Genomic DNA, 19845 nt, shown 5'->3' with positions numbered 1-19845 from the left:
TCCCACCTTTTAGAACTGGAATTTTACAAGAAGAACAGCATTTCCTGAAGTTGTAATGTATTCAGAATCTGCGTAAGTTCTTTTTGTTCCGTGAAACAATTTTATTACATCATTAACTTCAAAAGCAAGACTTAAACTGGAAGCAAGCCTGAGTCCTGCCCAGCCGGAAATGTCAGGACAGTTATCAGCATTTTTCCCAAAAGCAAAATTTGTTGAAGTTCCTGCATTCCATTTTGCATCAGAAGCCTGATATTCAAGCTTAAATTTTATGTTCTGTGCATCTTCAAGGGAAGGAACGTCTTTCCAGTAAGATTTCCATTCTGCACTGGCTTTTACGGTTTCAAAATCGCAGCTGAAAACCAGATTTGTATTAAATTCAGTCCGTTTATCAGGAGAAGTTACATAAAGCCCGGAAATTCTTAAATCTTCATCATAAAGACAGAGCCATTCGCCGTTATTGAAAGCTGTTTTTTTAAACTCAAAACCAGTTTTTGCTTCAAAGCTTGATAAAACCGGAACCGTTAAAGTAATTTTTGAAAACCATTCTGTTGTTTCCGTTGGAATTGCCGGAACAACAGAGAATTTGTATTTATTTTCTAGATTTCTGATTTTTTCCTGATATGAATTTAAGCCGCCTCTTGCTGAAAAACTGATATATCTGCCTTCTGTGAAAGATTCTGTCTTAAAATCAAAAATTCCTGTAAAAGCCGGAATGACTTCCTTTGAACCGGTTGCAGTTCCTATAATTAAAGAACCGTCAGCACCGACATTAAAAGTTTCATTCTGCCAGCCGAGAGCAAGCTTAAACTGTCCTCTGTGAGAACTTTCTGAACTTGAAGAACCTTCGGCTTTAAGCAGATTATCATTTCCGGCAAAATTTGCCTGTAAGCCATAAAAACCAGTAAGCATTGCTTTAAAACCATGTCCCTGCCAGCCGAATCCAAAATAAGGATTTAAATCCAGAACTTTTGTGCTGTCTGCATAATCTCCGGTTGTGGTACTGTTTTTCATTATTTCGCCGTAACGGTTAAACCACGCACCGTCAGCTCCATAAGAAACCAAAACACCATTCTGAGCTTTCCAGTCAGAACCTGCAGAAGCAGAAATCGTGTGCTTTACTGAATCAGAATATGAATCAGATTTAAGCTGAAGCCCGTCATCGCTCATTTTATATTCTGCCGTCAATTCATGCGATACAATATTTCCGATAAAAGATTTTTTTCCATTCACAGAGGTTTTACGTGTAAAATACCCTTCATCAGCCTTTTTTCTGGCAAAACCTTCAGCACTTTCATGATTAAAATTAATTTCAAACGGAGAAGAGCCTGAAGCCCTGTATATCGAAAAATCGCCTTCAAAATAAAACGGATAGCCGGCTCCAAGTTCACCTTCTGCATAAATGTCTTTGCCGCTCTGAGCTGAAGTATCTTTGTTTTCAGGGAGATTTTTTGAAGTTTTTACACTTTCCATTTCAGGCAGCTGAATTTCCGGAGAAGAGTTTTCTGGCAGAATCTGAGTATAATCAGGAACTGAATCTTTACCGGCCGTAAAAGTTTTACCGTTTACTACGGTTGTAACATCAGGAAGTTCAATTTCTTCTTCAACAGTCTGATTCTGATTATTCTGGGCAAAAAGACCTGTGCTTAAAAATAAAAGTAAAATAACCGGTAATTTTTTCATATTTGAATCCTTAATATTGATTTATAATTTTTTCTGCATCTTTTGTAAATTTATTGTCAGGGTAAAGCTTTATCATTTCATTGAAGGCAGCCTTTGCATCTGCATATAAGGCGGCTGCATCAAAACTTTCTACCGCCCCGTAAAAACTTCTCGCCGCATTTTCATCATTTCCAGACTGACGGGAATATTTTAATGCTTCTAAATACATTTCAGCTGATTTTTTATTTTCGCCGTTTGTCCGGTAAACGCCTGCAAGATAAAGTGCATTCTGCATTGCTTCCACACTTTTTGAAGAATCATTTTTCTGCTTTGCAAGAGCTTTTTCTGCTTCTTTTATGCGGTCACTGGTTGAATTAACATTCCAGACAGTATTCTGCTTAAGTGATTTTATTTTTTTATCCATTCCGTCTGCAACTGCCTGTGAGCCGTATTCATCAATCATTTTTTCTGCCATTGCAATTGCCTGAGCATAATCACCATTTTTCTCGTATAAGTCGACAAGATTTTTTTCTGCACCATAGCGGTAAGAAGTTTCTGCATTTGAATCTGTTATCTGCTGATACCGGAGAATTGCTTTAGTTATACTGCCGGTTTTTGCAAGCGAGTCTGCAGAAAAATAAATTGAAGCAAAAGCAAATCTGCCCTCCGGCCATTTTTTATTATATTCTTCAAAAGCATGGGCGGCTTTATTATAATCAGCTGAAGAATAGGCAAGTTCTGCTCTTCTGTAGGCTGACTGTTCGCTGACTAAAGCGGCTTTTTTGTCAGAGTTTGATGCAAGCTGCTCAAAATGTTTGTCGGCTTCGGCTAAATTTCCTTTTTGAACCAGAATTTCTGCCGTTCTGTATTTACATTCATATCCGAATTCCGTTCTTTTTTTTATGTCAGATGATAAAAGTTCTATTGCTTCATCAAATTTTTTACAGTCTGAAAGAATTCCAGCCGTCAGAATTAATGCTTCCTGTTTTTCATTTTCGTTTTTTGCAGCTTTTACTGCATTTTTTGAAGCCGAAACTGCTTCACTTTCCATTTTTTCAAACGCAGCAGCACGGGCTATAGTCATATAAGCGGACCATACAAAACTGTGTAATGGATTTTCCGAAATAAAGCGGTTTAAAGTCTTTATTGATGAAGAATATTCTGAATTCTGATATTGAGAATATCCAAGATAAAACTGTGAAAAAGCAACATATTCCTTACTCAGATTTTTTGAATCAATTATTTTTGAAAAAGAATTTTCGGCTTCAGTCCAGTTATGCTGATTAAATGAAGCCAGAGCTGAAATATAAACAGCCTCATCACCTGCTGCTTTTTTTGCCTGCTGTTTTGTAGAAACATAATGGCCTGCAATCAAAAGAGTTCTTGAATAATCCAGATAACCGTCATTATCAAGCAGATTTTTTTCACCCAGAGAATAAAAAATCACATCGGCATCATGATACTTTCCCTGCTTTGCCAGTGCCTTTGCATAAAGAATTAAAAGTGATTTATCAGTGATTTTCTGTTTTTTTGAATAAGTTTCGAGAATGTTTACAGAAGCAGCTGTATCTCCGTTTTCGTACTTTGAAAGAGCAAGCCAGTAAACTGCATTTTTTTCAATTTCACTGTCTGAAGAATTTATACACTTTAAAGCAAAATCAGAACAGTCTTTCCAGCTTTTTAAAAATCCATTGTAGCGGGCAAGAGAAATCAAAACAGTTTCATTCTGTTTTTCTGATTTAATTTTCAGTGCTTCTGTTAAAATTTCCCGGGCTTTTCTGCTGCCCTCGTCTTTGTCATTTGAAGTTAAATATGCGGTTTCCGCACGGTAAACGGCAGAAATTTCTTTCTGGGAATTTGATGAATTTGGTTCTGCTTCTTCAAAATATGAAAGTGATTTTTTGTAGTCCTTTGCGTAAAATGCATCAACTGCAAGTCTTGTCCAGAATTCTGAAAGCAGGTCAGGATATTCGGAAAGCCGGCTTTCTGCATTTGCAAGAACATTTCCCGGTTCTGATTTAACTTCATTTCTGTGATTTGCAGAAACCTCATAAGCTTTCTGCATTGCTGTTGCAGCTAAATAAGACGGAGCCTTTTCAATCACAATGCAGTATGTATCATAAGCTTCCCTGTAGTTTTTAAGATTTTCAAGGGCTTCACCTTTTGAAACAAGCAGAGAATATTTTGTATCTTCATCAAAACCGGCGTTCTCAAGAGAAGAAACAAGGTTTACGCACTTTTTAAAAGAAACCTCGTCACCAGCCAGAATATAAGAGCGCGCCAGGGCTGTTACTGACTCAGAATAATCATTTACAGAATATTTAAGTCCGTTTGAAGCAACATATTCATATAAGGGAAGTGCCTTTTTGTATTCTTCAAGGGCTGTATAAGATTTTGCTGCAAAAAGCATAGAAAAAGCATAATAATCCGTGTAAGCATTTTCATTTTTTGAGTTTTCCAGTGGCAAATCCTTAAAAATTGCGGCACTGGTATAAAAAAAGCTCTGAGCTTTCTGATATTCTTTTTTAAAGTAATAAGAGCGTCCAAGCCAGTAAAATTTTGCTGAATTCAGATAAACAGTTTCAGGATTTAATGAGTCGCCGTTCAGTGAATATTTCTGAAGCAGTTCAATTGCGTCTGACAGTCGTCCCATTCTGAAAAGGCTTTCGCCTTCATAAACAGCAGCCCTGAAAGCCGCAGTTGAGTTTTTTTCTGTACGTAAAATTTCTTCTGCATAACGCACAACTCCGGGATAGAATCCTGATTTATAGCTTGATTTCATAAGCGAAGAAAGATTTTTATCTTCAGATGAAAGTGATGAAAAAATCAGAAAAAATACAACAATAAAAGCAGAGAATTTTTTCATAAGTAACTCGGATTATAGCGGAGAAAAGCGGTCTGTAGAAAGCACCCGTGTAAGATGAATAAAACAGTCAGGATATTTTTTCATAAACTGAGCTAAAGACATTTCTCTGCCATTTTCAAAAATTACACAGCCGAACTGTCTGTCTTTATCAAAATACGGGAAAATTGCTGCCGTAGAATCAAAAACCTTAAATTCAGGAGAACCGTCTGAAGGGATTACGGTTCTTCGTATTGCAGCAAGATAAAAATAAGCCGGCTCTGTTGATGCAAGTACATACAAAAGCGGTTTGAGATATTTTATTTCATAGCCGGAATTTTTTATGTAACCTGCAACACCGGTTATTCCTTTTTCAGAAATTTCAGAACTGAACGGCTCAATATTTACATCAACGCCGGTTTCTTCATACATATAATTTCTGCGGTTCTGAACAGAAACTGTTGCAGCAGCAAGATTTCTTGTCCAGTCCAATGCATGAAAAAGATTCTTACTCTGATTTTTAATTCCTGAAATACTCAAAGGATTCGGCTGTACGGTCGGTCTGAGCAGAGGATTTAAATATGTCGGGCTTCCAGCCAGCGGAATAATCGTTCCGTCTACAATCCATTTTGTAAAACCTGCGTGATTCATAGTCAGAATGTTATTTTTTACATCATCAGAATCAACTTCTCTTTCCTGACCGGATTTTTTTCCGTAAATATAAATTGGTCTTTTAAGTTCACTGTAACAGCCGTCAATTACATTTTTGATTCTTGAAAGATTTTTTCGGATTAACCCAATCATAACAAGGTTTCCATGATGCTGTTCAGGATAAATATATGCGTATTTCCAGGGAAGCGAATTTTCTGTAAGTGAAAGAACTGAAGCAAATGATGCTGTATAAAAATATTCAAAAGGAACTCCGACTGGTACTCCACGTGCTGCAAAACAGCCGTCAATTACATAATCAGCAACTGATTTTCTTCCGCTTGGAGAAAACTGAACGTAAACATCACTGTCGCTGGCAAAATAATAACGGATTCTGACTGGCTTACCCGTAGTTGAATCGCGCATTAAAATCCATGAACCTGCAGCATCTGCAGGATATTCATCAATTACTTTATGCTGAACACCATCCTGTGTATACAAATCAACTGCAACCTGAGTTTCCGGCGCAACTATAACTGAAAAGATATCCCTGGTTTCTTCCAGCCGGATTTGAAAAACCTGTCCTATTGCATTTGACCTGATTTCAGTTCTGTTTTGCCGGATTGTCTGAAGAGGCTGCTCAAACCAGTTGTCTGCAATGGAACTTCTGATTACAGATGAATCCGGAACGCGCAGTTTATTATTCTGTGAAAAAAGAGGTGCCGTTAAACAAAATAAAATTAAAACAGAACGAAAAATTTTCATTAAAAATCTCCTGAAATTTTATCTCTAAAATTTTCGGAAAGTTTTAACAATCATTTTACATAAAATCATTCCTATGACTCTGTTTTTGTGACAATTCTTATTTTATCACCTGTGACAGGCTGATAGACCGCGCTCTGTTCATTTGTGATAACTGTAAGAATATACGAACCGCCTTTTTTTGTAAGAACACCTTCTGCTGCCTGTCTGCCATTACTGATAATTTGAACGAAAGTATTTTCTGTTAATTTAGCCCGGCTTATTTCTGCAATATAAACAGAATATTCCGGTGCACTTGCTGTGTTTAAAATCAGACCGTCGTTACCGCCAAGTAGAGACTGTTCTGCAAGAAATTCAAATGCGGTTAAATCTCCCTGCAGTTTTGCTGCGGTTTCAGCAAGTTCATCTGCAACCTGATAAGACTGATGAATCATAGCTGGAACATAATCTTTAATAGAGTTCTCCATTGGAATCGGCTTAAACCGGAAAGCAATCGTTCTTAATTCTAAAAGCGCTCTCTGTGTTTTTCTCAAAGAATTTGAAAATAGTTCTGAAGGATTTGAAGATTTAGCCAGATATGAAGATTCATCAAATTCTAGTTTTTCTACAGAACTCCACAAAGCTGATGCTGCGGTTTTGTTTTTAATGCCGGTATCATCAATAATTTTATCCTGCTCATGACTCTGCTCACGGGCTTTCGGATCAAGTAAATCAATTTTAGCCTGATAAATGCTCCGTACTTCTTCGACAGCTTTTCTCTGTTCTTCTGCTGCTTTTCTCTGCTGCTCAATTAACTGAAGGCGGAGCTCTTTTATTTTCCTTTCGTACCGTTCAGACTGATTTTTCATTTCAATGTCATGAAGCTGTTTTGTTGAATCGATTGATGATTCAGCTTCTTTTGCTACAGAAAGCTGAGCAGAATCATATGATTCTACCTGTAAACGGTATTTTTTAATATTTTCTTCGGCTCCTGCAATTTTTACTGCATAGGAATTATTTAAGGACTGAACAGTCTGCGAATATTCAGTTTCGATCAAAGTCTTTTTGCGGGCAATTGCTTCCTTTGATGAAACAGTCGCTACAGACTGCAGTGTAAACAAATCAGATTCGCGCTTCTGTTCAGCCTGATTCAGTTCATCCTGAAGATTCTGTTCCAAAGTTGTCTTTGTTTTTAAAGCATCTTCATAAAGATTTTGGGTTCTTCCGACAGAATTTAACAGAGAACGCAAGTTTAAATCATCAAAGGAATCAATATTGATTGCAATTTTATGATTTGATCTTGAAACTAAACCGATTGTAGTAAAAGTGCCGGCTGCAACACCAAAAAAGCAGACCGCAAATAAAACCCAGACCAGCGGTTTACGGTTTTTCTGCGTTTTTTCATATTCTTTGACTAAATCGTAAGTTATGACTTCTTCTTTTTTTTGATTTTTAAGTTCATCGCCAAGGAAGAGAGAAACTTCTTTATGGGTTAAAACAGAATTTACTTCGTTTGCATTGTCCATATTCCGCTCCAATTTTTAGGGGAAGTGCCGGTTCCGATTCTCTCCAGAAATACATGTGCTGCTTCAATTTCACAGTTTTTGAATTCTTTACGGGCTAAAGCCCAGTCGCCTTCATAGTAAGAGTGAAGTGCTTTTTCATAAATTTCGAATTTTTCTTCACCTGTCTGTGCTTCAGTATCAAACGGGAAGAAGATTTTTTTGCCTTCAGTTTTGCCTTTTACCTGAACGGTATCAATTTCAAAGAATTTATATTTTGTACTGCCTGAAGATTCTATTTCGTTTTTAATGTATTCAGAAACAATAACAGGAAGATGATAAATACGGGTTAATCCTTCCAGACGGCTGGCAGAATTAACATTATCGCCGATAACTGTATTTGTCATGTGTTCATCCGAACCAATATTTCCATAAAAAACATTACCGCCGTCAATACCGACACCAATATCAATTAAAACAGCCTGATAAATCCGTTCCTCAGCTTCAGTTAAAGTACGGGTTTTCTCGATTTCAGCACGTCTGGCAATCATTTTTGAACGAAGCTGTGCTGTGACCCGTGTAATCTGCCATGCAGATTCAAGTGCGTCAAAAGCTTTATGTTTAGAAGACTGTGTTCCGTAAATTGCAAGAACTGCATCGCCGATAATTGAACCGATAACACCTGAATTTTCATGAACTTTTTTTATAACTTTGTCATAGTGAACATTAAGCAGATCGATTATGTCATTTCCTAAAGTTTCAGTACGATATGTAAAGCTCTTTATATCTGAAAAAAGCATTACAAGATTACGCTGACTGCCTTCAAGCCGGATTTCATGTTCTTTATAGGCTTTTGCAACAACATCTTTTGAAGCAAATTTCTGGAAAATTCCAAGCAGATTACTGATAGTTGAAGAAAGAGAGTTAAAACTTGCTGCAAGATAAGTAACATCATCATTCGGTGAATCTGACAAATCAATAAGTGAAAGTTTTTGATTATTCTGCATTTCATACAAGTCACTGGTAATTTTGTGTACATTCTGCAGGATACGCTTATACATAAAAAGACCGGCTGTTAAAAATCCGCCGACAATAAACACAATAACGATGGAAATTATTCCAAAAAGTGTATTGTTTGTACGCATTGTATCTGCACGAAGTTCTGCACGGACAAAATAACAGCCCCAGTCACGCTGATACTTGTAAACTCCGTAATATTGTCCTAAATCTGAAGAAAATAAAACAGAACCGTCAGTTATTCCCTCTGAAAGACGCTGATTCATAAATTCAAGAGCCTGAACATCAGGAAATTCTGTGGAAATTTCATTCAAAGGCTTTCCTTCTGAAGCAGAATCAGTTTCGTTTTTCGGAAGGGGGCTTGCTGAAGTACAGAAAAGAATTTTTCCGTTCTGATTAAAGGCAGCTGCAATACTGTTTGGCATTTCAAAACCACGCTTAGCAGTGCTGGAAATTGCATTTATTGATTCTTCCCTGTTATTTGTAAACAAAAAAATCTGATACTGATTTCCTGCCGCCGTGTAAATGTCTTTTAACTGGCTTATCATTACGGAGTTATTCAGCTTAATGATTTGATTGCGCGAAAGAAAAGAATTTACGAAATTTGTTGCAAAATTTGAAAGAAGAAGCAAAGCAACAAAAATTGAAAGAAGTTTAAGAGAAATAGGAATAATGCTTGTTGAACCGACTTTTTGAAATGGAGATTTTATCATTTAAAATACTTCCTCAAAAAAATATTATATCCCTTTCTTTTACCCCGCAAGGGCTTCTACCGGATCGAGCTTACTTGCCTTCATGGCAGGGCTCAATCCGAAGAAAATTCCTACAAAGACAGAAAAAACAAACGAAATAAGGCAGGCAGAAATCTTTATTGCGTAAGGAAGTTCCGTTGCAACGTATTCAATGGCAAGGCTCAGTGCAATTCCAAGCAGAATTCCCAGTATTCCGCCTAAAAGAGTAATGCTTGCGCTTTCTACAAGAAACTGCCGGCAGATTGCAAAAGGGCTTGCCCCCAGTGCCTTTCTGATGCCGATTTCCTGCTTCCGCTCAGTTACAGTAACAATCATTATGTTCATGATTCCGATTCCGCCGACTAAAAGCGAAATTGCGGCAATTCCTGAAAGCATTAGTGAAAGAGTGCTCATAACGCTTTTTACCTGATCTATCATTGTCTGCATGGAAGTAATGCTTACACTGCCTTCAGTTCCGGATTTTTCGGTCATATAGCTTGTTAAATCGGTTACAAGCTGAGAACAATAGCTTGAATCAGTTGCCTGAACCATAATTGTGTCAGCATTTGGATTCGGAGTGATTTTTTTTGCATAAAAGCCCCGAGGAATGTAAATGCCTGTTGTTGTAGATTCCATGCCGCTTGACTGTTCTTTAAGCACACCGGCGACTGTAAACGCAAAAGGAACTTTCGAACATACTACAAGAACACCTTTCCCGACGGCATTTCCATCCGGAAAGAGGGAAGAAGCAACTTCACTTCCGATAATCATTTTCTGACTTCCGGCAACATCATCTGTTACCGTAAAATAGCTTCCTGTATCAAGTTCGAGCTGATACATTTCAAGGTAACCCGGCTCAATTGCTGTTGCATTTGAAGTAACCGTAGTTTCTCCATACGAAACAGAAAAACTTGTTGAATTTTTGTACCAGACCTTTTTTATATTGCGGATACTGTCAAATAAATCAGTACGTAAAGATTCGTCAAATTTAAGGGTAACTGCATCACGGTTCCGCCTCATCCAGCCGCCGGAACTTACGCTTACTAAATCAAGGCCGGAAGAGCCGAACTGGTTTTGAATCTGCTTACTTGAACTTGAACCGATACTGGTAATTATAATGACACTTGCAACACCGATAATAACGCCGAGCAGAGAAAGAAAAGTCCGTGTTTTTGAACGAGAAAAGTTCCTGAGTGAATCTATAAAATCCTCTAGCATAGTTTACTCCAATAAAATGCCTGTCAAAAACTTGTCACGACAGGATGTCGGAATCCTCCTGAATCTGGCCGTCCAGGATTCTGATACAGCGCTTTGTACTTGCACCGATTCCTGGATCATGCGTTACGATTACGATTGTGGTTCCTGTACTGTTAATTTCGCCGAATAAATCCAGAACTGCGTGCCCCGTACTTGAATCGAGCGCTCCGGTCGGCTCGTCAGCTAAGATTATCGCAGGTTTTGTTACAGTTGCCCGCGCTATTGCAACACGCTGTTTCTGACCTCCGGAAAGCTCATTCGGAAGATGAGAGATTCTGTCTCCTAATCCAACTTTTTCGAGGGCAGAAAGAGCCATATCGCGGCGAAGTGCGCGCTCTATTCCCTGATAACGCAGCGGAACCATAACATTTTCAAGCACTGTCATCGTAGGCAGAAGATGATACTGCTGAAATACAAAGCCGATTGTTTTATTACGCAGTACGGCAAGTTCCTTTTCGTTCATTTTTGCTGTTTCCCTGCCGCCGATTTTAACGATTCCGCTGGTCGGCCGGTCAAGACAGCCGATCATATTCATGCAGGTTGATTTTCCGGAACCGGAAGGACCCATAATCGACATAAATTCTCCCTGTTCCACAGAAAATGAAATTCCGCGCAAAGCATGAACTTCCTGTTCGCCCATCGAGTAAATCTTTCGTACATCCTGCATATAAATGACTGGTTCAGACATGATTTTCAATTTTCCATTTTTAATTTTCAGATTAGAAAGGTGGTGGTCCGCCGGCTCCCATCATTCCGCCCTGCTGCTGATTATTTTTATTTTTCTGAGCCTTTTCGCCTTTTTTAGTTACGCTCATCCGTCCGCTTTTTGAAGCAGAACTCTGGGCTTTAAGCATTTCGCCGCCTTCAAGCCCCGAAATAATGTTTACATAATCTGTTCCGTACGGCTGAACTTCAACTTCAACTTTTGTCGTTTTTCCGTCACGGCCAAGAATTTCAACAAAGGCAGTGCCTTTTTCGTGGCCGATTGCATAGCGTTCAACAACAAGTTTTGTTTCAGGTTCGGTAATCTGAATTTTTCCGGTAAAGCTGAAATTCGGCAGGATTCCTTCAGGTACATCGTCGATACGGACTTTTGCATTCACAACCGTTGCGCCTCGGCTGGTTACTTCACCGATTGCAGGATAAGAAACCAGATAGCCTTCGACAGTGCCGTCATAGGCCGGAAAAGTAAATTCAACTTTCTGACCTGCCTGAAGTTTTGAAACATCAGTTTCGGCAACTTCAACATCAGCTGTAAGATAGCTTGTATTCACCAGAGTTCCGATTTCGTCCTTTGCTTCAAGATAATCACCCGGATCTACGTCAAGCTCGGCAATAATTCCGTCGAATGTTGCTACGATTTTACGGTCAGAAACTTTACTGACAAGAGAAAGCCTCTGTGTTTCCATAAGCTTGATTTTTCCGGCAGTCTGATTCTGTTTTGCAACAGATATTTCGTAATCGAGGTTTGCAAGATTGTACTGCTGTTCGGTATCATCCAGCTGAACGATTAAATCGCCTTTTTTTACTGCATCGCCTTCTTTTTTGTAAACACCTACAACAGTTCCGTCGTTCAGTGATTCCAGAGTCTGCTCTTTTGCAGCATCTACAGTTCCTGCAATTTCAATTACATTTTCGTAAGTTTCCTTTCGGACAACGTAAGTCGTCTGAGAAGAAGCCGAAGATTTTTCTACAGCGGTTCTGGCAATTTTTAAAATTACAATCAGTAAGACAAGCGCAATAACCGAGCCTGCAATTATTTTCTGCTTTTTGGAAAGTTTTATTTTTTTTAAAAGCTGTATTTTCATTTTTCGTCCCTCACGAACATAAGTTTTACTTCGTTGTTGTAAATTATTTTTTCAACGGCATTTATCAGAATATTCATCTGAGCCTTATCTCTGTTATTTGCAGCATCAAGATAATCGCTTTTTGTTACGCTTCCCTGTTTTAACCAGTTGTCCATATCGTATTCAAGCTGCGAGTACATGTCATATTCTTCAGCGTAAGATTTTTCGGACCAGTTTAAATCTCCACGTTCTGTAAGTTTGTCGATAAGGTCTGTTTCGTAATCATCAGAGGCACTTTTTATTGTTATTTCGTCGATTTTTTCGTTTAAGGCATCCTGTTTTTTGTTAATTGAAGCAAGGCGCCATGTGTTTGGAGAAATTGAAACGGCAAATGTGTAAACAGGACTTTTTGAAGCAATGCCGCTCTCAGTTGATTTTAACGGAAAAAGATTCTGGCCTGTCGGAACTGAAACTCCTGCTGAAGCTGAAATTCCGCGCCAGTCAAAAGTAATTCCTGAGTCTACAGTATCGTATTTTGAAGCTGATTCATTAAAAGTGTAGCCTGCATAAGCTGAAAGTTCCAGATTGTAATCGCTTTTACGCTTAAGGTCACTTATGTATTTTGACCAGAGGGCACTTTCTGTATCGGTGTAATTTTCGCTTTTATAATTAAGTACGTCGTCCAGTTCGACAGAAGGAATTTCTTTTGGAAGGAAATCCATTACAGAAGCCAGTGCAGCTTCTCCTGTTTCGTCAGCTTTTTGAGAATCAAAGCTTTTCGGATCAAAAACACGGTTATATTCAGCACCGCATTTCATCGCAAAAACTGCAGTTTCTCTTTCAAGCTTGCGCAGTGCTTCTGTTACATCCCGCCGGTCACTTTGACATTCAAGATATTTTGTACGGTAAGATGCACTTGTTTTGCTGTACCCCTGTACTTCAAGCACGCGAAGGTCAAGTTCGTCGTCGTAAAGTTCATTTTTTGCGGAAAGAACATCGTTAACATATCCGTAAAGCTCTTTTAAATTTGTGTAAAACTCATTTTCGACGGTAAGAGCCTGATTCTGTGCATTTCGTTTTGCTTCGATGTATTCCCGCTCAGCTTCCAGAAGAGAAATTTTTCGTTTTAAGGGAGCAGAAGTTATAATTCCTGTTGAAAGCTTTATATTTCCGTCATCAAGAAAAGTTCCGTTTTCACTTCCAGATGAATAACCGCTTTTTTTTGTCATAGGAAGCGTTACAGAAAGGCTTGTGTCGTTTAATTGCGGTAGTGAAACAGAAGCAGAAGGCGTAAAAGTGTATTTTGTTCCGTCAGATGAAGTCTGAACTTTTACAGTTCCGGTTGAAAGCGTAAGTTCAAAACCGTTTTCTACTTTTGTTGAATCGTAATCAAGGGCTTTAACCTGAGCGGTAAGCGTATATTTTTGAAGGGTTAAATCGTTTTTGAGATAACTGAACAGCAGAGTCTGCAGGTTATTTTCCGCAGAACTAAACTGAATAAAAAGTAAAAAGGATAGAATCAGTCCGATATTTTTTTTCATAGGCTAATTCTATTCCTCATACATTAACAAATCCTTAAATATATATAAATAAATTGTTATATAAAAAGATTTTATTTTATAAACAAACCTTTAAAAAATGCCGCAACACTCACAATAAGCGTTGAACCGCCGGCAAATGTTCCGATTGAACTTCCCACACTTGAAAGGAAGAAAACCAGAAGTACACGAAGCAGCCGGTTTTTATAAAATCCTTTAATACTTGAAACATCGTCCATCATTGTTTCCATATCTGAAACCTTCGGCTTACATATAAAAGCCTGGACAATGCCGGCAAACATTCCGACTCCGACAAGCGGACAAAGTGAAGTAAAAGGTGCCCCTATAGCCGCCATTAATATTGTAAGAGGATGACCTCCGGCAATCAAAGCGCCAATTCCAGCCAGTGCCGCATTCCAGATTACCCACGAACTGAGTAAATCAATTCCCTTTGTCATGCCGCCGTAAACAAATCCAAGTGCAATCAAAGCAACAATAAACACAGGAATAAGCCAGCCGATAATTTTTGAACCGATTTTCTTTTCAGGTATCGATGAAATATTCTGAGTGTCTGTTGATTCTTCTCCGCGTGCAATTTTTTCAAGATGAGCCTGAACGCCTGGTAAGTGTCCTGCCCCCAGAACAGCAATCACACTCTTCCGGTTTTCCTTCTGAACACTTTCCCAGATATGAGCGGCAAGATAAAAATCCCGCTCATCAATAAGGACTTCTTTTACGGCCGGCATAAATTCAGAAAGTTCTGCCATCATGCCGTCCATTTCGCTTTTATTTTTAAGGCTTTCGATTTCTTCACCTGAAACCTGTTCTTTTGCCATTGCACTTGCAAAAAGAGCTGAAAGCAGCTTCATTTTTCCAGGTCCAGAATTTTTTGCCCATGCACGACGCAGAGTCGTCTGAATCGGCCGGTCAACCATTTCACATGGAATTCCAAGTTCACCGGCAGCATCAATACCTGCGCGCATTTCATCTCCCGGCTGAACCCCGACATTTGCACCCATACGCTTTTGGAAACTTGAAAGAACCAGATTCGCAAGCAGAAGAAACCCTTTTTTTTCCCTTAAAAGCTTAATTATATCCAGATTCTTCCACCTGTCTTTATCATTAAGGGAAGCATAGCGCTGTTCATCTAATTCTATTGCTACACAATCCGGCTTTTTGTCAACAATCGCCTTTTTTACTTCATCGCAGCTTGCCTGAGAAACATGTGCCGTTCCTAAAAGCAGAATTTCTTTTCCATTAAGATTTAAATTTATCTGTGACACGATTTACCCCGTCAGCTTTAGTTTGGTGAAGTTAAGAGAAGAGCAAGCCTTGCTTCAAAGAAAGATGCTCCCTGCATTTCTGTAATTTCGCCGTAATATTTCTGAGCAAGCGAAATATTGCCGCGGATATCATAAAACAGCGCAAGATAAAAAAGCATTTTTCCACGCTTAGAACGGCTCTGTTCATTTTGGATTTTTAATGTCACAGGAGAATCTCCCGTCTGATCGTGATACATCCGCACCATCTGGAATTCAAGAGAATTTCTGTCCATTCCTTTCATAACAGACTGCGCATATTTTTTCATATCCTGAAGTTTTTTCATTTTTAACTGGCATGCCATCACCATAAGAGCATAAGAAACATTATCAGGATTTGCCTTTCGGGCTTCTTCAAATGCGGCTTTTGATTCTTCGTAATTTCCCTTGTACCATGCAAACATACCGACAGATTCATAAGCATAATAATATTTTGGATTTTTCTGAACAACTTTTTTGTAATATTCGTAGGCTAAATCATATTTATTCTGTTCATCATAAAGACCTGCCAGATAAGCATATCCAAGAAAATAATCCGGATCCAGTTCAACGGCCTTTTTCCAGTATTTTTCTGCATCAGCATATTTTCCGCTGAAACGAGAATAAGTTCCCAAATCAAGATAATAATCGCTGTTTAATGAATCATATTTTACAGCTTCAAGTACATATTCAATTGCTTTTTTATACTGTCTGGCTTCAGCTTCAAATTTTGCAAGATATGAAAGTGCCTGTGAATTGTGAGGATCAAGTTCTAAAATTTTATTGAAGCTCTGTTTTGAATCATCATCTTTTTCAAGATAATAAGACATTTTTCCATGACCAAACAAAGCTTCCAGATTATCAGGGTCACCTTTTAAGGCTTTTGCATAATAATCCCGTGCATTCCGGTAATTTCTCTTTAAAGCCTGCTCACTGCCAAGTTCAATATTTGCCTCAGGATTATTCGGCTCAATGGCAATAATCTGCTTTAAATACTGTAATTTTTTTGCATTATTTCCTTTCTGCTTGGCTACCATTGCATTAAGTGCAAGTACATCAATATTTTTTGGTTCCTTTAAAAGCAGTTCTGAAGCAAGTTTTTCTGCATCATTAACCTTACCGGCAGACAAAAGCAGAGAACCTTTTAAAGTCTGTAAACCGGTATCTTTTTCCATACCTGCCGGCATTTTTTCAAAAAGAGCAAGAGCTTTTTCTATTGAACCTGAATTCAATGTCTTTTCTAAATCCTGGGCAAATTTTACTTCAGCTGAAGTTGCCGGATAAACAAAAGTACAAAGTGAAATAAATATAATTACGCTGATTTTTTTGATTGTGTTTCTTAATTTCATTTTTGTTCCTATCCCCTTTTAACTTTCCTTGCTGTCTGTTAAACTAAATAAAATGTACAGGCATTCATTTAGAAAATCATTAGGGCTTTTCGTTCTTTATAGTGTTTTAATTATCGGCATTTTTGTTCTTCAATTTAAGAATGAATCTGTTGTTTCCAAAAATATCGGTCTTCTCTCTGTTTCTTTCGCCCAGACCCAGCAGGAAAACGGCGAAATTTCCTTAAAAAATGATTTTCAGGTAAATTTTAAAGGTATTTCCTTTTTTTCAGATGAAGTTACACCAATAACATTAATCATGTCAGATAATTCTCAGTCAGAACCTTTAAATCTTATTTCCTGCGCACAAGAAACACCCCTTTCATATAAGTTTAATTTTACTAATAATGTCTCTCTCACCTTTTCTGTAAGCGACACTAAATCTACAGCATCCATGTCCATAAATGCCTCGCTGCCAGAAAATTCTAAAGGCCTGTATCTAAATTACAAACCTACTTCAGGATTTTCCGTTACAGAGAAATCAAAAGCAAGAATACTTCTTTCTTCAAAAAGCCTTGCCTACAATTTCAACGCTCCAAAAATCGAAGAACACCGGCTTTTCTTTACAGGCAGAACTTCCACTGCTTACTATGCACCGTTCAACGAAAAAGATGTCTTCAAATTTGCCAGTATCGACACATCTTTAATCATCGCCCAGAAATCCACATACGATGCAAACATTCTTCAGTTAAGAGAGAATATCGTATCTTCCGTTAAAAATTCAATAAATTTATCGCAGTCACTTTCTGAAAAAGCTGTTATAGCATATATCGCAGAACTTGCCTCTCAAAATCAATATTCGCTGGCAGTTTCATCAATTCCTGATTCATTTAAAAACGGCAACAAACGCACATATCTTTCTTCTCCATATTTGAACAATCTTGATGCAATGTATCCAAGTCTGGTAATGCACAACGAAAATATGGCCGAAATGATTTCAAACGCCCTTGCATCAAATTCTCTTTCAATTTTTACCATGGACGAGCTTGCTGATTACTTAAACATCTATTCTGACAATCAGAAAGTAAAAGATTTGCTTGATCTTCCTTCTCAAATCATTCTTTCAAATGAATCAGAACTGAAAGTTTCTATTGCAAGCGGAATTTTATGCACATATCTAAAACTTTCTTCACTGCACTCATCTTTAGCCGACAAATTACTGCCAGTAATTGACTTGTGTCTGAAAACCATCGAATCTAACTGTATTTTTGTAGATTCAATAGTTCAGCTGGTCGAAAAAGATTCACAGATTTCAAACAGTCTGGCTCTCGAAACTGGAAATGCACTTATCAAATGGGGAGAATTTAACTCTGCCGAAGAATACAAAACTGCCGGCTACTGTATTATAAATTCCATTCTTTCTACAACAACGCTTGAACAGATTGCCATGGCAGATGTTTATCCGGTACTTATAAACAACGAATATTATCCGCATTTTGTAATTCTTCAAAGAAATTCATCTTCACCAGTCTGGGCATGGACCTGTGCAGCTTCTGTTTCTTATTCGATGCAAAACAATACTGCGGCCATTTCAACCAGATTTAACAAAGGGGATTCGCATTACATGATGCTTTGCGGAATAAAAGAATTTTCTGAAATTGAAATTTACGGTCTTTCATTCCACTCAGACCCGCGGTTTGAAACCTATAATTCATCTGGATTCATTTATAAAAATAAAAATAATACATTATTACTGAAGTACAGACATAAAAACGACACAGAACTGGTGCGTTTATCATATAATAACTAAAATTTCTCTAATTTTTCTAAAATTTCTGAACAATTTTAAGAAATCTGTGCTATAATAATAAAATGTCAGCCTTTACGAAGGCATTGGAGTTTTTGTGAATAAAAAAGATTTTCCTAAGATTCATTTTTACGATCAGGATTTTGTAGACATCTATGACAAAACCTGGAGCTGGTTATCCGGTTCCTGGGTTGATTCCAAAACCGGCGAACTTTCTTCAGACGGTTATTTTATTCATCCCGATTCAGAAAATTTAACCATAGATCAGGCAGAATCAATATTCTCAACATTTTTCCTTGTGTATTCAAACAAAAATTACACAGCAGAAAAAAACCTTGATTATATATACAGCAAACAGGAATCAAATGGTGCAATCCGCTGGAAATATGATTTAAAAACCGGAGCGCCGGTAATAAACAGCGAAAATCCGGAAGGAATAGGACTTCCGCTTTTTGCATGGGCAGAATACAATCTCTACCACAAACTGGCAAATAAACGTCGTGTCAAAGAAGTTGTGCCTGTGCTTCAAAAATACATGGAATGGATTGACGCTAACTTTAAATGTGAAAACGGTCTTTATAAAGCTCCGGCAAGCGCCTGCGGTATGACTAATTCTCCGCGCACCAATGTATATTATCCGGTTGACTTTAACTCATGTATGGCAATCAATGCCCTTAACATGAGTTCACTTGGTGATATTCTCAATGATAAAGAACTTAGTTTCCAGTATAAACGCATGTATTTCTCTCTTAAAACCAGAATCAATTCTTACATGTGGAATGCAGAAACAGGCTTTTATCATGATTTAGCACAGGATCAGTCGCAGCTTCCTTTAAAAACAATTGCAGGATTCTGGCCTTTACTTGCAGAAATCCCAAATGCAGATAAAGCCGATGCACTTGTTGCTCACCTTTCAAATCCGCAGACGTTCGGCACAGAACATCCGTTCCCGACTTTGAGCGTCGATTCTCCTGATTTTACTGAAAATGGTGATGGTTACCACGGTTCAGTTTATCCGGCAATGAATTTCATGATTATAAAAGGTCTTGAAAAATATCAGCAGTATGATCTTGCCCGTGAATGTGCTATACGCCACCTGTATTTCATTCTTGAAGGACTACAGCCGGCTGACGGCAGCAAAGGTGATCTGTACGAAGCATACCTTCCCTGCAAAGAAGGTCCTGCAGTCAGTTCTTCAAATGAGTCTTTCCCGCGCAAGCACTGTATGGTCACAATTGGCCTTTCTACAATCGCACTCATGATTGAAAATGTAATCGGTCTTTCAATTTCACTCCCGCGCAAAACAGTAGACTGGATTATTCCAAACCTCGAAATTATGGGTATTGAAAAACTTTCACTTAAACGCAATCTTATTACAATTCTCAGCAATAAAAGTACCCGCGGATGGGAAATCCAGATGGAAAGCGAAAAACTTTACTACTTCACAATTAATATTCTTGATCAGAAAAAGAAAACACTGCCGATTCCGTCAGGAAAATGCTCAATGCTTATTGATAAACTTTAAAAAGCATAAAAAAGGCTGTTCAAAATGTGAAGTGCACCCCTAAAGTTGGACAAATAAAGTTCAATTTTAGGAGGTGCATTTTTTATGTCCAAATACTCAGATGAGTTAAAATTACAAATTGTAAAAGAGCATCAGGAATTAAAACTTGGTGCCAAAAGTTTGCAAAAA

The 19845-nt window shown here is 38.0% G+C and carries 13 protein-coding genes; 2 read left to right on the top strand and 11 right to left on the bottom strand.

Annotated elements, in window-relative coordinates; translation table 11 throughout:
- Positions 1 to 9: 9 nt before the first annotated feature.
- The 11 genes from ACKI5B_RS06360 to ACKI5B_RS06310 form a co-directional block, all read right to left on the bottom strand.
- A complete protein-coding gene (locus tag ACKI5B_RS06360) occupies positions 10 to 1680 on the bottom strand; it encodes a hypothetical protein (RefSeq protein ID WP_407426953.1) in 1671 nt (556 codons plus the stop codon).
- A gap of 10 nt (positions 1681 to 1690) precedes the next feature.
- Positions 1691 to 4525, bottom strand: coding sequence for a tetratricopeptide repeat protein (locus ACKI5B_RS06355; RefSeq protein WP_407426951.1), 2835 nt, complete (start codon positions 4523 to 4525; stop codon positions 1691 to 1693).
- Positions 4526 to 4537: 12 nt separating this feature from the next.
- A complete protein-coding gene (locus ACKI5B_RS06350) occupies positions 4538 to 5914 on the bottom strand; it encodes a hypothetical protein (protein WP_407426949.1) in 1377 nt (458 codons plus the stop codon).
- Positions 5915 to 5985: 71 nt separating this feature from the next.
- Positions 5986 to 7416 carry a coiled-coil domain-containing 22 family protein gene (locus ACKI5B_RS06345; RefSeq protein ID WP_407426947.1) on the bottom strand — a complete coding sequence of 477 codons (1431 nt, stop codon included), beginning with the start codon at positions 7414 to 7416 and terminating at the stop codon, positions 5986 to 5988.
- Positions 7395 to 9122, bottom strand: a complete 1728-nt coding sequence (locus ACKI5B_RS06340) for an adenylate/guanylate cyclase domain-containing protein (protein WP_407426945.1) — start codon at positions 9120 to 9122, stop codon at positions 7395 to 7397. The genes ACKI5B_RS06345 and ACKI5B_RS06340 overlap by 22 nt, the downstream gene beginning before the upstream one ends.
- 39 nt (positions 9123 to 9161) lie before the next feature.
- On the bottom strand, positions 9162 to 10358 hold the full coding sequence (locus ACKI5B_RS06335; protein WP_407426943.1) for an ABC transporter permease: 1197 nt from the start codon (positions 10356 to 10358) through the stop codon (positions 9162 to 9164).
- Between the two features lie 34 nt (positions 10359 to 10392).
- Positions 10393 to 11085, bottom strand: coding sequence for an ABC transporter ATP-binding protein (locus ACKI5B_RS06330; RefSeq protein WP_407426941.1), 693 nt, complete (start codon positions 11083 to 11085; stop codon positions 10393 to 10395).
- Positions 11086 to 11116: 31 nt separating this feature from the next.
- Positions 11117 to 12205, bottom strand: coding sequence for an efflux RND transporter periplasmic adaptor subunit (locus ACKI5B_RS06325; protein ID WP_407426939.1), 1089 nt, complete (start codon positions 12203 to 12205; stop codon positions 11117 to 11119).
- Entirely contained in the window at positions 12202 to 13725 is a 1524-nt protein-coding gene (locus tag ACKI5B_RS06320; protein ID WP_407426937.1) for a hypothetical protein, read from the bottom strand. Before ACKI5B_RS06320 ends, ACKI5B_RS06325 begins: the two co-directional genes overlap by 4 nt.
- A gap of 71 nt (positions 13726 to 13796) precedes the next feature.
- Positions 13797 to 15005, bottom strand: coding sequence for a TraB/GumN family protein (locus ACKI5B_RS06315; RefSeq protein WP_407426935.1), 1209 nt, complete (start codon positions 15003 to 15005; stop codon positions 13797 to 13799).
- A gap of 17 nt (positions 15006 to 15022) precedes the next feature.
- The gene (locus ACKI5B_RS06310) at positions 15023 to 16369 is read right to left on the bottom strand and encodes a tetratricopeptide repeat protein (protein ID WP_407426933.1); all 1347 of its coding nucleotides are present in this window, start codon (positions 16367 to 16369) and stop codon (positions 15023 to 15025) included.
- A gap of 52 nt (positions 16370 to 16421) precedes the next feature.
- On the opposite strand from ACKI5B_RS06310, the gene ACKI5B_RS06305 reads away from it, so the two are divergent.
- Together ACKI5B_RS06305 and ACKI5B_RS06300 are read left to right on the top strand one after the other, a co-directional pair.
- Positions 16422 to 18155, top strand: a complete 1734-nt coding sequence (locus tag ACKI5B_RS06305) for a hypothetical protein (protein ID WP_407426931.1) — start codon at positions 16422 to 16424, stop codon at positions 18153 to 18155.
- 94 nt (positions 18156 to 18249) lie between these two features.
- Positions 18250 to 19677, top strand: a complete 1428-nt coding sequence (locus tag ACKI5B_RS06300) for an MGH1-like glycoside hydrolase domain-containing protein (protein WP_407426929.1) — start codon at positions 18250 to 18252, stop codon at positions 19675 to 19677.
- Positions 19678 to 19845: the final 168 nt, after the last annotated feature.

It is taken from the genome of Treponema sp. (genome assembly GCF_045657965.1).
GTDB lineage: Bacteria > Spirochaetota > Spirochaetia > Treponematales > Treponemataceae > Treponema_D.
The sequence above is the reverse complement of the archived record's forward strand: the minus strand, read 5'-3'. Positions and strand labels throughout refer to the sequence as shown.

Excerpts from the sequence above, each read along its gene's own strand:
- ACKI5B_RS06360 (WP_407426953.1), bottom strand. The coding sequence starts at position 1,680 with ATGAAAAAATTACCGGTTATTTTACTTTTATTTTTAAGCACAGGTCTT.
- ACKI5B_RS06355 (WP_407426951.1), bottom strand. The coding sequence starts at position 4,525 with ATGAAAAAATTCTCTGCTTTTATTGTTGTATTTTTTCTGATTTTTTCA.
- ACKI5B_RS06350 (WP_407426949.1), bottom strand. The coding sequence starts at position 5,914 with ATGAAAATTTTTCGTTCTGTTTTAATTTTATTTTGTTTAACGGCACCT.
- ACKI5B_RS06345 (WP_407426947.1), bottom strand. The coding sequence starts at position 7,416 with ATGGACAATGCAAACGAAGTAAATTCTGTTTTAACCCATAAAGAAGTT.
- ACKI5B_RS06340 (WP_407426945.1), bottom strand. The coding sequence starts at position 9,122 with ATGATAAAATCTCCATTTCAAAAAGTCGGTTCAACAAGCATTATTCCT.
- ACKI5B_RS06335 (WP_407426943.1), bottom strand. The coding sequence starts at position 10,358 with ATGCTAGAGGATTTTATAGATTCACTCAGGAACTTTTCTCGTTCAAAA.
- ACKI5B_RS06330 (WP_407426941.1), bottom strand. The coding sequence starts at position 11,085 with ATGTCTGAACCAGTCATTTATATGCAGGATGTACGAAAGATTTACTCG.
- ACKI5B_RS06325 (WP_407426939.1), bottom strand. The coding sequence starts at position 12,205 with ATGAAAATACAGCTTTTAAAAAAAATAAAACTTTCCAAAAAGCAGAAA.
- ACKI5B_RS06320 (WP_407426937.1), bottom strand. The coding sequence starts at position 13,725 with ATGAAAAAAAATATCGGACTGATTCTATCCTTTTTACTTTTTATTCAG.
- ACKI5B_RS06310 (WP_407426933.1), bottom strand. The coding sequence starts at position 16,369 with ATGAAATTAAGAAACACAATCAAAAAAATCAGCGTAATTATATTTATT.
- ACKI5B_RS06305 (WP_407426931.1), top strand. The coding sequence starts at position 16,422 with ATGTACAGGCATTCATTTAGAAAATCATTAGGGCTTTTCGTTCTTTAT.